The following is a 14,074-nucleotide window of genomic DNA, read 5'->3' as shown; positions in this document are numbered from 1 at the left end:
TCTGGGCAAAACTTAGATCCTTAGCGAGCCACGGAACCCTCTGGCAGCATAGTAAGATTCCGCACCATTGTGATACACGAAGACGTGCCCGTAACGATAATCGCAAAAAAGGGCACCACCGCCGCGTTCTCTAATATCAGAAGGTGTTTGCACCCAACTCGACGTTTTCTTATCGAAATTTTCAAGTTCCTGCATTGCTCGATATTGTTCTTCTGTTAAAATTTCAATGCCCATGGCAGCTGCCATATCAAGCGCGTTATTTTCTGGTTTATGTTTTTTCCTTGACTCCAGCGCTTCACGGTCGTAACAAACACTTCTGCGACCTTTAGGACTTTCCGCTGAACAATCATAAAAAATGTATTCGTCCTTCTTTTTATCATGACCAACAACATCCGGTTCACCGCCAGTTCTTTCCATTTCATGGAGCGACCACAGTTTTTCCGTATTAGCTTCCAGTTTTGATTGGACTTTAGCCCATTCAAGACCTTTATGGCGGTGCATGTTTTTCTCGAAACGGGCTTTCAATCCTCCGAGTAATTCTTCGCGTTGTTCTGGTGACAACTCCTTTTTATTGCTGATTTTATTTCCCTTTGTCATGTTAATTTCCCCCTTATTGTTTTTACTCATAATGGCTTAAATATATATATAAAAATTGTTTTATAATTAATCATTTAAATAACTGTGTAAATTCAGTTTACATTAAAAGGCATGATTAAGTAAATCCATTCCTCCACAATCTGGTCAGATTCAAAAGGGGGCACTATTCGATTAGCGAACTCTTTTCCTGAATAACATTACTTTTAATATAAAAGTATTATTTTAAAGTTTGATATCTAAGGAGTGTTACATTAGAGACCTCGAGCTAACATTTTTTGCGTTAGCCTGGTCTTGCATCCATAGATCAATCGAGTCCTTTGTAAACAAAATGCGATTGCGCAGCTTCAAATACGGTATCTCGTTCAGCTTCACGAGATAATAAACCGTATTGGTATGAACCCCCCAAATAAGCCGCGACTTCTTTCACCGTGATCGTACTTCTTTCCAAAGCGGAAGCCCCCTTTCGTTCCATTTGAAATGAGGAAAGCAGAAATAATCCAACTGAATCGGAAAGCATCCCTTTCTACCATTACCATCGAAACAAATCCGGAATGGGTGGCATCGGATTGGAAAAAAGTTTTATTCTTTTCGCACATTGGGGCACTCGATTCATTTCCTCGTTTCCATGAATCAAAAAGGTATCCCGAAACACCCGTCTGCTTCGGGAGCCATTTGTTTATGTATCTGGACGAAGCCAATGACCTCTCCCATCCCCCATTCCATATATGCTTTTGCCTATTTTTATTCTTTTTCCTTTCCAATATTGACTGTGAATAAAATAACTGTTATTGTTATACACATAAGTATATAACCGTATGAGTGTATAACAACTTTAAGAATAGTGGGAGATATCAATGAGGGGACCTTTTGATCAAGATAAACCAATTTATATGCAAGTGCGTGAAAAAATTGAAGATCAAATTATTAAGTATCAGCTAAAAGAAGGGGAGCAGGCACCCTCTACAAATCAACTTGTAAATTTTTATAAGATTAACCATGCCACAGTATCTAAAGGAGTTAATCAATTGGTTGATGAAGGTATTCTTTACAAGAAGCGAGGGATTGGTATGTTTGTTGCAGCGGGGGCCAGAGAAAAACTTATTCAAAAACAAAAAGAATCCTTTATGGAAGATTATGTTGTCAAATTAGTTTATGAGGCTGATAAGTTGGGATTCACTCAAAATGACATCATTCAATTCATTAAAAATGTGAAAGGTCGTGATACAAAATGAACATTAAGGTAAAAAATTTAAGTCTAACCTATCGTAATCACGTGGCTCTTAAGGATATAACACTCGAACTAAGCGGTGAGAAAATATATGGCCTGCTGGGAAGAAATGGGGCTGGCAAAACATCGCTTCTCTCTGTATTGGCATCATTCCGTGAAGCCTCATCAGGTTCCATAACCATCAATGGCGAAGAACCATTTGAAAATGCTAAAATCATGCAGCAAGTTGCCTTTATGTATGACAAAGACTATAAAGATGAATCGGATAATGTAAAAGATATGCTACAAGACATACAGCGCTATCGCCCTAATTTCGATATGGATTATGCGGAATATCTTATTGAGAAATTTAAACTCAACAAAAAGAAACCGGTAAAACAGTTTTCGAAAGGGATGCAATCTGCCTTGAATGTCATTATTGGTTTATCGACTAGAGCACCGGTAACCATCTTTGATGAGGTATACCTTGGCATGGACGCTCCTTCAAGAGATATATTTTACAAAGAGTTATTAAAGGATCAACAAAATCATCCGAGAATCATGATCCTTTCCACTCATCTTGTATCTGAAATGGATTATTTATTTGATGAAGTCATTATAATAAACAAAGGTAAATTTCTGCTGCAGGAAGAATACAATTCCCTTATCTCAAAAGGGGCTACGATTACTGGGAACAGAGAACTAGTAGATAATTTTGTTCAAGCAAAGGAACAGATTAACGTACAACAATTGGGCGATACGAAATCGGTGATGATTTACGGGGAACTCGATGATCACGAACGAAATACTGCATTGGCTAAAGGACTTGAGGTAGCACCGGTCTCCCTTCATGATTTGTTTGTCCATTTAACGGAGGAGGAATAATATGAAACAAACCACAACTTTCCCTAAGGTTGCAAAAGATATGTTTTTGGTTCAGTTGTACTGGGCATTTGGATTCTTAGGTATCATGCTGGTCATTCACATTGTTAAAATAATAACAGCATTTATCCAAGGAAATGAAGTAGACAGTTACTATAATTCGGTTTTTGTTGCAGCCAATATATTTATGCTTGTTATTGGGCTGATATCTGTTTACTTTCTCCCCCATTATGCAGGAAACGGTGTGACAAGAAAGGATTATTTTAAAGGGGGACTTCTGGCTTCTATTGGATTATCTGTTGTTATTCCAATTATTGCAATCTGCATATCTGTAATAGGACAATTCATTTTAAAAAATATGGCTAACATAGGTTTAAAAGAACCAAATCTTAATGAAGTGGTATTAGATATTGATAGTAATATTATTGGTGATATTGTACAGTCTGTCATTTTAACTCCGTTCGTTGATCCCGGGAGCAATTGGATCTTAGCCATTGGTTTATTTAGTTTAAACATTTTTATGTATTATTTAGTAGGCTGGTTCATTAGTGCAAGTTTCTATCGATATGATACGATAACAGGTCTAGGATCTATCCTTCTTGGACTGATTAGTTTGACCTTAGTAGACGTGCTAATACGGATGTCTCTGAATTTACCTGTGGCTGACAGGTTTTCATCCCTGGATTTACCAGCAGTCATTACAATTCCAGGTATATTCGTTATAATAGTTATTATTATTTGGATAATCCGCGTATTGACAAAAAGGGTTTCTATTAAAATGTAAATCATGTCTGAAAAAAGCAATAAAAATAATCCCTCCTGTGCATTAGCCGGCCGCGAGGGATTATTTTTTAGAGGCCATATATCTATTGAAAAAATTGGAATTTTTAACTTCCTTCTCTTGTACTACTCTTTCTACTTGTTTGCTCTCCAAATGCTCCAACGATCTTTTTCTTCAATAACTTCGTCGTTACTTAACTTCCCATCAATATGAGATATAAGTTCTTCTAACTCTGCATCACTAAGCTCAAAAAGAATAGAACGACCTTTCCTTGATTTAATCTCCTTAAGTAAGTCCGTCTTTGAAGTGTATTTTTTTCTCGTTTCCCAAAGTTTGATTTCTTGAACATCTTTAAAACCAGCAATTTCTAGTTGTTTCTTTACTTCGTGGCCCGTATAACGCCTTCTTTGTTCAAGTTTTTTAAGGTTTGGAAACAATTCAAATATGTACCCCCTAATATGACTTTTATCTCCTTCTAAAAAACAGTCACTTGGCGTCCTGTCTTGAATCACTACTACTCCATTTTCATGTAATACTCTATAAGCTTCAATAAAGCAAGCATGTAAATCTTCTAAATGGTGAATGAGAGCCCTTTCCAGTACCATATCAAAGTGTTCATTAGGAAGGCCTGTTTTATAGGCATTTCCTATTTTAAAGGTAATCTGTCCTTCATAGTTTTCCGAATTTTGTCTAGCTCCCTTTAACATCGACTCTGAAAAATCTATACCAGTTACAAAAGGCACCCCCATATCTATTAATGCTTTGGAGTAAATCCCACCTCCACAACCGATATCTACAGCATGTTGAATACTACCTTTATCAATAATACTTATAATGGCGCCTGCCCAACCTTTGTCTGCACTTCTAGAAGTATAGCTTTCTTGGTTGCGATCATCGTGGAAATCAATAGACATTTCTTCATCCCCTTTATATAGAAGTTCTCTTTCCACAATATTGTAAGTAATGTATTTCAATAAGCATAATACGATTTTTAAATCATTTTTGATAATCAATTGTTATATCCGTTTCATTAGGTGAATTCTTTCCAATAAATTCTCCTGTTTTACCTTCTTTGACTCCTTTCTTGAAAAGACCTTCGCTTATTCAACAAAATCACTTTTGTTGAATGTAAAATACTCTTGTAAACAGAGGAGCAAAAACACCGTCTCAATGTTCAATGAAAATAAAGATGTTTACTTTCAATTAGTTTAAAGCTGCATTCTACCTGAATAATAGATTATTCTTAGCTGAAATTGTAAAATATAAAATTAAGGATACATGATTTATTTTATTTCCTGATATAAAATTCTGCTAGAATCCCATAATAAAATTGATTATTTCTTAACATCATTTCCATATGCTTTTTTTGTATAGAATTTCCTTTGGATTTATAGAGGATGTTCAAAAAGTCCGGTAAAAATGACACTTCGGGGCAGGAGATCTTCGACTAAGTACCGACACGTCCTGTGTCGAACGTCGAAGTCACCACATCCTGTGGAAGCTCGTTGGCTTGCTTTTCCGCTCCTCATGTACCTTTTATGTACACTCCGGTGCCGGGAGCTACGCCGCCTCGAACTTCTCGGTCCTTTTTATCCTCCTTTTTGAACACGCTCTTATAACGATTAATATTAATGCGACAACAAAATAAGAAAGCATAACATATACTAAAATGTCTGATAAATCTCCTTTAATCATCACAAGAGAAAAATTAAATAGTTGGTGAGTAACAATCGGTATCACCAGGTTCTTATTTAAGTTGTAGAACAACGTCACAATAATCGAAAAAGATATAATTCCAATCATAAAAAGTACAATATACTTGATTAAATTCACACCCGTATAACCCGAGGCAAACCATAGTGGGGTGTGCCAAAACCCCCATAAAACACCTACTATTAGAGCTGATATCAAAGGAGAGTACTTCTTTTGAAGTTCATTTAAAGCATATCCTCTCCAACCTAACTCTTCACCTAAAGGTCCCCTTACTAATTGATCTGAAAATGCGAAAAGTAATAGTCCAAGACCTGTAAATGATAATGCTAAATCTTGAGTATTAGTTGTATTTGATAGCAGAAATATAGTTACGGCGATGATTATAACTTGAATTATCATTATGGTGTTAAGAACAGAAAGCCTAATCCTTGAAGCAAATTGCTGTTTTACAAAATCCTTTAACCTTAATCCCGGATAGATCTTTTTAAATAAAATAATAAATGCAAAGGTGGATGACCATGCGGCAATGATTTGTAAAATGTTTGTTACGCTCTCTGGTGCACCTAACACTATACCTATACCGATTATCATAAAAACCACAAAAAATATTACATAAGTTAAGACAACAAAACTGATCAATGGACTTTTTAATGCTTTTTTCTTTTTAATAACTCAACTTTCGCAGAGTAAAAATGTAGTTTAACTTAGGTACAATACTAGTCAATAGCTAATGTGTTATGTTGCTTGACACTCAATCATCATAAAAGAAAAACACCTCCAGTTTTGGTATAGTTTAATTGTCCAGAAAAAACTACCAAATAGAAGAGGTGCTCCTACTATGATAGCGAAAAATAACCTAAATAAGCAACTGCCAAACGAGTTAAAATCTACATTTAAAGAATTAAAAGTTCTAAAACATCTAAGACATGCAGGAATCACGAAGAATTTTGGCTATTCCTGCGCTCATCTTTTTCAATTAGTCTTTTGTTTGATCTTCGAAAATAAAAACTGGTTTCGCGCACTTGAAAGTAAAAAGTCTCCTGAATTTCCGGCTAAGGATACTGTTTACCGCTTTTTGAATCAATCAACATTTGCTTGGCGTCGATTTTTACTATTCTTAGTCGCGTTTACCGCTGGAAAGGTAACGAAACTTACAAATCATGCCCGTCCGAAAGTATTTATTTTGGATGATTCTGCATATGATCGAAACCGTAGTAAAAACGTAGAATTACTTGCTCGTTGCTTTGATCATGCTTCCCAAAAAATGCGCTTTTACAAAGGATTTCGCATGTTAACTTTAGGTTGGTCTGATGGTGCGACGTTCCTACCGGTTGATTTTTCTTTATTGAGTTCGAAAAAGAGCCAGATTAACGGTATTTCTTCAAAAATTGACAAGCGCAGTTCTGGCTATAAGCGACGTCTTGAAGCGTTACAAACTGCACCGGAACAAATCCCGAATATGATCAGTCGCGCAATGAACACGGGGATCCAAGCCGATTATGTGTTGATGGATACATGGTTCACGCACCAGCCACTCATTAAAGACATTAAAGAACAAGGTCTAGATGTGATTGGTATGGTCAAAAAATTAAAACAGCGTTACCTAGTAGGTGACGAGCGTGTATCCTTGGAACAGCTCTATCGTTTGGCGACTCCAACCGATGGAAAGAAAGGGATTTTGCGCTCCATCCATACTGTCCAAGCAAACGGTGTCCCAGTAAAAGTGGTCTTCGTTCGCAATCGCAATAAGAAAAATGACTGGTTGGCTATTTTAAGTACAGATTGCACATTGAGTGATCAAGAAATTATTCGCATTTACGGCATGCGATGGGATATTGAAGTCTTTTTCAAAACAACAAAATCCTTACTGAAGCTACAAAAGGAATTTCAAGGCCGTTCCTATGACTCACTTATTAGCCATACAACTATCGTGTTTACAAGATATATCGTGTTGTCATGGCAAAATCGTTGCAGTACAGATCAACGTACTTTAGGTGGCATGTTTTATGAGCTTTGTGATGAAATCAGTGACCTTGATTGGGCTGTAGCATTACAGCAATTAATCGAGCTTCTTGAAGATACCATCAAAAAGAGTAACAAGAAAATGCAAGGATTAATCAAAATTCAACTACAGCAGTGGATTGCAGGCTTGCCTAATTACATCAAGGTTTACCTGCCTATTTCAGCATGCGAAAGTTGAGTTAATAATAAACCACCCCTTAGAATAAATTGTTAGCAATGGTTAAATTATATTATTATTTGAACCCAAATTCTTCAGACTAGGGACGGAAACTGACAACTGTGGCTTTATGGCAAATCAAATAATTTATTTTGAAAAAAAGATCGTTCAAAATGGATACTAAAGGGTTGGATATAGATGAAAAAAAACTGTGATAATCGATTAATCCTAAAGGAGAAATGACATATGACAAAAAAATTGATCCTGGCATCATCATCACCAAGAAGGCAGGAGCTGTTAAACCAGGTCAAGCTCCCTTTTATTATCCGAAAACCAAAAGTAGATGAATCACAAATCAAATCAAAGGATCCAGCGGAAAAAGTAAAGCAATTAGCGTTACTCAAAGGCCAAAATGTCCCGCTTTACCATGAGAATGAGGTGATCTTATCGGCTGACACCGTTGTTTCCTTCAATCAAACGATATTTGGAAAACCGAAAGATAGACAGGATGCCGCGCAAATGATTGCTTCTTTTAGTGGAAACGTACACGAAGTATTTACTGGTGTTATGATACGCTCCCATGATGATGAAATTGTATTTGTTGAACGGACAAAGGTTGAATTTTGGCCGTTATCAAAAGAGGAGATAGATTGGTACGTTTCCACAGATGAACCGTATGATAAAGCAGGGGCTTATGGAATCCAAAGCCTCGGGGTGATGTTTGTGAAGCAAATTATCGGCGATTACTATACTGTCATGGGATTGCCTATCTCGCGTGTGGTTAGGGAACTGAGGCGATTTACTATCTATATGGATGAAGAACAATGACAAGTAATTTTTACCGCTCTTATGTAGTATGTGTAAAATTATACTCGGTAGTAATTGCGGTACTTTTTGATAGCCAAAAAAGAGAAGGCGCTCTATCATTAAAATGTATGCTTTGCACGGCATAATACATTTTAGAAAGAGGCCTTCTCATGGATCATATTATATCAAAGCTGTATGAATTAATAAAGAATACAACGAATCTGGTGGAGTTTGAAGAAAGAGCTCAAATTTTAATGTATAACTTCTTTTCCTCTTTGATGGGGCGCATGTTCAGTGAATTAAATCAAGTCATTGTAGCACAAAGACGTGCAGATGACTGGAAAGTGGAAACCACAGATTCAAGAAGTGTACAATTTATGTTTGGGACGGTTACCTTTGATCATACGTTGATGAGGGATAAAAAAGGAAAGGCAGTCTATCCATTGGATGAGTGGATTGGTCTGCGGGATAGGCAACGATACAGTCCATTGGTGGAACTGAAAGTAGCCGAAATGGCGAGTGAAAGTACTTACCGGCAAGTGGCCCGTACTCTCAAGGAATGGACACCTGTAAGCTTAAGTCACCAAACGGTAGGAAATATGGTAAAGACTGTGGGTAAAGCCCAGGCAGAGATGGATCAAGAGATGGTGAAAGAGTTGGATGAAGCAGCGTCCCTGCCAGAAGGAAAAAAGGTTGATTTCTTTTATGCGGAGGCAGATGGTGTTTTTGTCCGCGGACTCCAAAAAAAACAGAGTATGGAAGTGCACCATGCGATCATGTATGAAGGATGGGAGAAAAACGGGAAACGTGTATCCCTTAAGGAACCGACAGTAATTATGACAACGCAATCTACAGATGCATTTTGGGATGAAACGCAGGCGATGGCATCCAGCCGATATACACTGGAAGACGCACAGGTTGTTACTAACAGTGACGGTGGCCCGGGTTATACAGTTGAAAGGTTTCAAGCTGCTTTTTCCCAATCGAATAAACCGATTTTAAACCAACTGGATGACTATCATATCTCACAAGGATTTAACCGTGCATTTGGCAGTGCAGGAAATGCCTATAAAGATGCAGGGAGAAAGGCACTGAAGGAACATGATTTAGAAGGATTCAAGCTTCAATTAGATACATACGAAAGCACATTGGAAGACGATAAGCAGATGGAGAAAATCAACGTCTTTCGCAGTTACATTCTCAACAATTGGGAACGCATTTACGACTGGCGGGATATTGTAACAGACAGCCCTAGAGATGCCAGGAAACTCGGTGCTATGGAATCCAACCAGCGGCATGTGTCTTTTCGTATGAAAAAGCGTGGAATGCATTGGAGTAATGATGGTGCGGAGGCAATGGTGAAAATCAAACAAGGCATGTTGAATAATACATTGCGTAACGCTTATCTGAAATGCAATGAACGGAGTACCAGGAAACAACGGGATGTAAAAAAAGCTGTCAGAGTGGCCCAATTATTACGTCAGCCAACACAACCATCTATTGGTGTAAAACAAGGTTCTGTCGCTTTATATGCGGCTCATTCAACAGCCATAGGTAACTTATTTAAAATATTACAATAAACCTCGTTTTTGATGGAACGGTCTTTGGTTTTTAAGACCGTTCTGTCAAAAATGAGGCCAGCAAGCGACAGCGCGGTAGCCGAACAAGGTGTACAAAATGGGAGCGCCTGAAATATTGGTATGAAAGCAACGTCGAGAAAAACTTGACACATACTCTTATGTAATTTTGTTTGCATAGCGCTTTTTTGTGTTATAATAGTTATAGAAGTATAATATGCACCATATAATAGAAGAGACCGAAGATACTCCAATATCTCCGGTCAGCAATGAATCGCTCCCCTTCAAGAGGGGTCAGCGCAGGTAAGAATAGACCTCACCCGGCTACTAAACTCAGGGAGGTCTATTTTTTATGGTCTATAATCGTCACAACGAGTGTTGCAAAAGCGATCATCAGTACCAATGTCTCAAAAACAGACAAGGGCAACACCCCCTTCCGTTATAGCGTATCGCATGACACTACAACGACAAGAATGCGCCGACCTCCCTTGAGGAAAACACGATTATTGCATATTTCTATTATATCACTTACCTGAAAAGTTTAAAGAAACATTTTAATTTTCTATTAATAACTTGTTAGACAAAAAACTTATCCTAGCATCGTCATCACCAAGAAGGCACGAGCTCTTAAACCAGGTCAAGATTTCATTTACTATCCAAAAGTATAGTTTAGTGTTAAACTATATTCAAGATGGTTTAACACTAAACTACTTTTCAAGGAGAGGACAATAGTGGGTAAATTACAAGATAAAGTGGTCATTATTACCGGTGGCGCCGGTGGAATCGGCAGCGGTATGGCCAAGGCAATGGTTAAAGAAGGAGCGATTGTCACCATAGTTGATGTCAACGAAGAAACTGGTAAAGCAATGGAAAAAGAACTGCAGGCTTTCTCTCCTAAATCCATGTTTCTGCAAGCCAATTTAATGGATCGAGAAAATCTTGGACACATTATTACAACAGTGGTTGAGAAATACGGCAGGCTTGATGTGTTAGTAAATAATGCACATGCGTCAAAGCAAGCAACGATTGAAGATACAGCACAGGAAGATTTGGATTTATCATTTGGTACTGGATTTTATCCAACCTTCTATTTAATGAAAGCTGCACTTCCCTATTTAAAAGAATCGAAGGGAAATGTGATTAATTTTGCATCTGGTGCCGGTTTGGAAGGTCATGAAACACAAGCTGCTTATGCAGCCGCAAAAGAGGCCATTCGCGGCATTTCTCGTGTCGCGGCAAATGAATGGGGCAAATTTGGTATTAATGTCAACTTAATTAGCCCAATCGCTAATTCGCCTGGTGTGCAGGCATGGGCAAAAGTACAGCCGGAATATTACGAAGCAGTTAAGAGCAAAATTCCAATGGGCCGCTTTGGTGATGTGGAAAAGGATATTGGCCGTGTTGCAGTATTCCTCGCTTCTGATGATTCACAGTATATTACTGGCCAAACAATCATGGTCGATGGCGGCTCCCTTATGCTTCGTTAACATAATGCTTATAGGAGAGATTTTTTGAGACAGACAAATATTTTTAAGCTGATTCATGCGATTGAACAAATGAATAATGAAAACATTATCCGGTTTACAAAGGCATTTCCATACCCACTTGGAATTTCGCCGATTCTAGTATTAGCCGAATTAAAATCAAAGGGGCCGCAAAAGCAAATAGAATTGGCTAAAACACTTGGCTATACAAAGGGTGCGATGACGAACATCGCCACAAAGCTTGTTCATTTAGAACTGGCTGAAAGGTTGTTTGATGAAAGTGACCGCCGGACTATCCGGTTAGAAATGACACCCGCCGGGGAAAATGCATTGTCAGAAGCACAGGCAATCGGTCAGGAATTGTTTATGCAGCATTTTGAAGTCTTAAACGAAGAAGAAATCAATCAATATTTAATGATTCAAGAGAAATTGGTTAAAGGCATTCAAGATAGGAAAGATAATGATACAGAATCTTAAATCGATCATATTTTACCCAAACAGGAGGAATTCATATGAACAGATTACATGGCAAAGTAGCAATTATTACTGGAGGGGCACGTGGTATGGGAGCAACACATGCCCGTTTATTTGCGAAGGAAGGCGCCAAGGTAGTGATCGCAGATATTCTTGAGCAAGAAGGACAAGCATTAGCTGATGAACTTGGAGAAAATGCAACATTCATAAAGCTTGACGTAACAAAAGCAGCGAATTGGGATGATGTTGTTACTGCAACTGAAAAAGCATTTGGTCCTGTACATGTGCTAGTCAATAATGCAGGCATCAGTATGAACAAATCCATCGAAGAAATAGCTGAAGAGGAGTATAGAAGAATCATTGACATTAATCAGGTATCTGTATTCCTTGGCATGAAGGCCGTTATCCCATCAATGAAAAAGAATAACGGGGCTTCGATTGTCAATATCTCGTCCATGAATGGCCTTGTTGGAGGGGCTATTGGATACACCGATTCAAAATTTGCCTTACGAGGAATGACAAAGGCTGCTGCGCTGGGATTAGCTCACTATGGTATCCGTGTAAATTCGGTTCATCCAGGAGTTATTGAAACCCCAATGATTGCACAAGAAGATTCAAAAGATGCGATTAAAGAATTTGCAAAGCATATACCAACGGGAAGAGTTGCAAAACCAGAAGAAGTTTCCAATCTTGTTTTATACCTTGCCTCAGATGAATCAAGTTACAGCACTGGTTCTGAGTTTGTAGTCGATGGAGGATTGACTGCACAGTAGGAAATAAGGTGGTTCACTTGGCGGGAGTATACACTATTTTATGTAAAGGATTGACGTGGAGAAGCGGGCGTAATAGCTTACTTTTGCGTTGGCCTGTAAGGAATTGACCTCACTTGGTTGTAAACTAAGGGAGGTCTATTTTTTTGGTCTATAATCGTCCCCAAAATATCTTTAATATCGGGGTGATCATTGCAGGAGAAAAAGAAGGAAGGAAATCCAATGATGAAGTCATTATATGTATGACTGGAGGTCTTCCAACAGAAGACGTAGCATGGGGTTATAAAGTTTATCAGAATGCATTAGAAAATAACATTGGAACAAAGCTTCCTTTATGGGACAGTTCTTATTTGACCAAGTAATGAAACTGAAAGCTACTGGGAATAGACATCAAGATTTTGAGATTAAAGTTTCCATAAGCTAAGGAGAAGGAAGGATGAAAGATTAGGTCCCTACTTCTCCGTTTTGTTTACCCCTCCTGTATCAAGCCTTATTCGGTAAGTCTTTATACTCCATATTCCACCATTTTAAAGTTTTAATTTTTTTGCATAATTTCCCCTAGTTTGAGTTTTAGAAAAGTCTAGTCAACAAGTTTCTTCTCCTGTCGCACGAGTTCTCTCTTCCGTCACGCGAGTTTAACACATTAGCGCGCAACTTCGTTCTTTTTATTTCCACTAATCAAATTTACACTAGACATCTTCCTCAATTTTTGTTACCCTATTAAAGTTACTCAAGCTAACTATTACCTATGATAACTATTTACGGAGGTGCTTCCCATAAAAACTACACAAAAGTTTTTCCATCAACTGATCACGTTGTATCGCCCTTTTGAAAATCGTTTGAATGTACAGTTAAACAAACATAACCTGCATCGGGCGCAATGGACCATTTTATACTACTTATACAACTATGGCTCGGCAACACATGTAGAGATTTCCCATTATCAAGGTGTGGAGAAGCCCACCATCACCAGAACCTTTGCCAGCTTGGAAGAATTGGGATATGTCGAGCAAGGGGCAAGTAAAGATAAGCGCGAAAAACGCATGCAGCTGACAGAGCTTGGCGGAACCGTTTATGAAAATGTCCGTGTCACCATTGATCAGTTTGAACAAGAGATTTTACAAGGCATGTCAGAAGCGGAACAACTGGAGACCATCAAAATTATGGAAAAAGTCAGGAACAATATTATGAAGTAAGGAGATTGTTTTTAGTGAATCAGTCAAAAAGTAAATTATGGACAAAAGACTTTATCATCGTATCATCCGCCAATTTTTTCTTATACTTGGTTTTTTATTTATTATTAGTAACGATGGCCGTCTACGCGGTTGAGCAGTTTCATGTTTCGGAGAGCCAGGCTGGGCTCGTAACTGGTATATTTATTATTGGAACGTTAATTGGACGGCTGTTTATTGGACGTATGATCACCTCCATCGGTAACAAGAAAATGTTATATTTTGGCCCACTAGCGTTGCATAAAAAATAAAAGATCTAGTCAACCATTTTGATTTGTAACTTATTTACATTTATCAATTATAAAGAATATTCAGTCTCACCTTCTTCGTGAATCAGAGAAAAAAAGATAATAGGGCTATAAAGGTAGTCC

18 protein-coding genes and 1 pseudogene are annotated in these 14,074 nt (G+C 38.0%); 13 read left to right on the top strand and 6 right to left on the bottom strand.

The genetic code is table 11. The annotated features are described in order from the left end of the window. Window positions 1–12: 12 nt before the first annotated feature. From CZ382_RS00895 to CZ382_RS00890, 3 genes are all read right to left on the bottom strand, one after another. Window positions 13–597 carry a DUF4256 domain-containing protein gene (locus CZ382_RS00895; RefSeq protein ID WP_088049379.1) on the bottom strand — a complete coding sequence of 195 codons (585 nt, stop codon included), beginning with the start codon at window positions 595–597 and terminating at the stop codon, window positions 13–15. Window positions 598–843: 246 nt separating this feature from the next. Further along, complete coding sequence (locus CZ382_RS24055; RefSeq protein WP_230856224.1) at window positions 844–954, bottom strand: hypothetical protein; 111 nt, start codon at window positions 952–954, stop codon at window positions 844–846. After that, the gene (locus CZ382_RS00890; RefSeq protein WP_230856225.1) at window positions 902–1,045 is read right to left on the bottom strand and encodes a hypothetical protein; all 144 of its coding nucleotides are present in this window, start codon (window positions 1,043–1,045) and stop codon (window positions 902–904) included. The genes CZ382_RS24055 and CZ382_RS00890 overlap by 53 nt, the downstream gene beginning before the upstream one ends. A 406-nt stretch (window positions 1,046–1,451) precedes the next feature. Here CZ382_RS00890 and CZ382_RS00885 point away from each other — a divergent pair, with 406 nt between their 5' ends. The 3 genes from CZ382_RS00885 to CZ382_RS00875 are packed head-to-tail and all read left to right on the top strand — an operon-like array spanning window position 1,452 to window position 3,470. Further along, the gene (locus CZ382_RS00885; protein ID WP_088049378.1) at window positions 1,452–1,829 is read left to right on the top strand and encodes a GntR family transcriptional regulator; all 378 of its coding nucleotides are present in this window, start codon (window positions 1,452–1,454) and stop codon (window positions 1,827–1,829) included. Then, window positions 1,826–2,689 (top strand): ATP-binding cassette domain-containing protein, encoded by an 864-nt coding sequence (locus CZ382_RS00880; protein WP_088049377.1) that lies wholly within the window; start codon window positions 1,826–1,828, stop codon window positions 2,687–2,689. Before CZ382_RS00885 ends, CZ382_RS00880 begins: the two co-directional genes overlap by 4 nt. 1 nt (window position 2,690) lies before the next feature. Continuing rightward, window positions 2,691–3,470: a hypothetical protein gene (locus CZ382_RS00875; RefSeq protein ID WP_088049376.1), complete on the top strand. Its 780-nt coding sequence runs from the start codon at window positions 2,691–2,693 to the stop codon at window positions 3,468–3,470. 131 nt (window positions 3,471–3,601) lie between these two features. Here CZ382_RS00875 and CZ382_RS00870 read toward each other — a convergent pair whose 3' ends face one another. Beyond that, entirely contained in the window at window positions 3,602–4,381 is a 780-nt protein-coding gene (locus tag CZ382_RS00870; RefSeq protein WP_088049375.1) for a class I SAM-dependent methyltransferase, read from the bottom strand. Window positions 4,382–5,027: 646 nt separating this feature from the next. After that, complete coding sequence (locus CZ382_RS00865; protein WP_235000365.1) at window positions 5,028–5,771, bottom strand: CPBP family intramembrane glutamic endopeptidase; 744 nt, start codon at window positions 5,769–5,771, stop codon at window positions 5,028–5,030. Window positions 5,772–6,018: 247 nt separating this feature from the next. On the opposite strand from CZ382_RS00865, the gene CZ382_RS00860 reads away from it, so the two are divergent. From CZ382_RS00860 to CZ382_RS00850, 3 genes are all read left to right on the top strand, one after another. Then, window positions 6,019–7,380, top strand: a complete 1,362-nt coding sequence (locus CZ382_RS00860; protein ID WP_088049373.1) for an IS4 family transposase — start codon at window positions 6,019–6,021, stop codon at window positions 7,378–7,380. A gap of 225 nt (window positions 7,381–7,605) precedes the next feature. Beyond that, window positions 7,606–8,187: a Maf family protein gene (locus CZ382_RS00855; RefSeq protein ID WP_088049372.1), complete on the top strand. Its 582-nt coding sequence runs from the start codon at window positions 7,606–7,608 to the stop codon at window positions 8,185–8,187. A gap of 149 nt (window positions 8,188–8,336) precedes the next feature. Further along, window positions 8,337–9,746, top strand: coding sequence for an ISLre2 family transposase (locus CZ382_RS00850; protein WP_088049371.1), 1,410 nt, complete (start codon window positions 8,337–8,339; stop codon window positions 9,744–9,746). Window positions 9,747–10,086: 340 nt separating this feature from the next. Here CZ382_RS00850 and CZ382_RS24715 read toward each other — a convergent pair whose 3' ends face one another. Further along, complete coding sequence (locus CZ382_RS24715; protein WP_407701305.1) at window positions 10,087–10,173, bottom strand: putative holin-like toxin; 87 nt, start codon at window positions 10,171–10,173, stop codon at window positions 10,087–10,089. Between the two features lie 143 nt (window positions 10,174–10,316). Between CZ382_RS24715 and CZ382_RS24490 the strand changes: the two genes are divergently transcribed. The 7 genes and pseudogenes from CZ382_RS24490 to CZ382_RS00820 all read left to right on the top strand — a co-directional run. Then, window positions 10,317–10,475 carry a Maf family protein gene (locus CZ382_RS24490; protein WP_268811306.1) on the top strand — a complete coding sequence of 53 codons (159 nt, stop codon included), beginning with the start codon at window positions 10,317–10,319 and terminating at the stop codon, window positions 10,473–10,475. Continuing rightward, window positions 10,475–11,230: an SDR family NAD(P)-dependent oxidoreductase gene (locus tag CZ382_RS00845; protein WP_088049370.1), complete on the top strand. Its 756-nt coding sequence runs from the start codon at window positions 10,475–10,477 to the stop codon at window positions 11,228–11,230. Before CZ382_RS24490 ends, CZ382_RS00845 begins: the two co-directional genes overlap by 1 nt. Window positions 11,231–11,254: 24 nt before the next feature. Next, on the top strand, window positions 11,255–11,704 hold the full coding sequence (locus CZ382_RS00840; protein ID WP_088049369.1) for a MarR family winged helix-turn-helix transcriptional regulator: 450 nt from the start codon (window positions 11,255–11,257) through the stop codon (window positions 11,702–11,704). A gap of 35 nt (window positions 11,705–11,739) precedes the next feature. Continuing rightward, complete coding sequence (locus tag CZ382_RS00835; protein ID WP_088049368.1) at window positions 11,740–12,474, top strand: glucose 1-dehydrogenase; 735 nt, start codon at window positions 11,740–11,742, stop codon at window positions 12,472–12,474. A gap of 143 nt (window positions 12,475–12,617) precedes the next feature. Next, window positions 12,618–12,833: a hypothetical protein gene (locus tag CZ382_RS00830; protein ID WP_235000364.1), complete on the top strand. Its 216-nt coding sequence runs from the start codon at window positions 12,618–12,620 to the stop codon at window positions 12,831–12,833. A 444-nt stretch (window positions 12,834–13,277) separates the two neighbouring features. Further along, window positions 13,278–13,667, top strand: coding sequence for a MarR family winged helix-turn-helix transcriptional regulator (locus CZ382_RS00825; RefSeq protein WP_407701304.1), 390 nt, complete (start codon window positions 13,278–13,280; stop codon window positions 13,665–13,667). A gap of 14 nt (window positions 13,668–13,681) precedes the next feature. Then, window positions 13,682–13,930 (top strand): annotated as a pseudogene (locus tag CZ382_RS00820) (MFS transporter); the annotation flags it as partial. Between the last annotated feature and the right edge of the window lie 144 nt (window positions 13,931–14,074).

The organism is Virgibacillus dakarensis (genome assembly GCF_900155625.1).
In the GTDB taxonomy this organism is placed as follows: Bacteria; Bacillota; Bacilli; order Bacillales; family Amphibacillaceae; genus Lentibacillus_C; species Lentibacillus_C populi.
The sequence above is the reverse complement of the archived record's forward strand: the minus strand, read 5'-3'. Positions and strand labels throughout refer to the sequence as shown.

Coding starts and splice junctions, on each gene's coding strand:
- CZ382_RS00895 (WP_088049379.1), bottom strand. CDS start 597: ATGACAAAGGGAAATAAAATCAGCAATAAAAAGGAGTTGTCACCAGAA.
- CZ382_RS00850 (WP_088049371.1), top strand. CDS start 8,337: ATGGATCATATTATATCAAAGCTGTATGAATTAATAAAGAATACAACG.
- CZ382_RS00835 (WP_088049368.1), top strand. CDS start 11,740: ATGAACAGATTACATGGCAAAGTAGCAATTATTACTGGAGGGGCACGT.
- CZ382_RS00855 (WP_088049372.1), top strand. CDS start 7,606: ATGACAAAAAAATTGATCCTGGCATCATCATCACCAAGAAGGCAGGAG.
- CZ382_RS00870 (WP_088049375.1), bottom strand. CDS start 4,381: ATGTCTATTGATTTCCACGATGATCGCAACCAAGAAAGCTATACTTCT.
- CZ382_RS00875 (WP_088049376.1), top strand. CDS start 2,691: ATGAAACAAACCACAACTTTCCCTAAGGTTGCAAAAGATATGTTTTTG.
- CZ382_RS00885 (WP_088049378.1), top strand. CDS start 1,452: ATGAGGGGACCTTTTGATCAAGATAAACCAATTTATATGCAAGTGCGT.
- CZ382_RS00865 (WP_235000365.1), bottom strand. CDS start 5,771: ATGATAATCGGTATAGGTATAGTGTTAGGTGCACCAGAGAGCGTAACA.
- CZ382_RS00880 (WP_088049377.1), top strand. CDS start 1,826: ATGAACATTAAGGTAAAAAATTTAAGTCTAACCTATCGTAATCACGTG.
- CZ382_RS00860 (WP_088049373.1), top strand. CDS start 6,019: ATGATAGCGAAAAATAACCTAAATAAGCAACTGCCAAACGAGTTAAAA.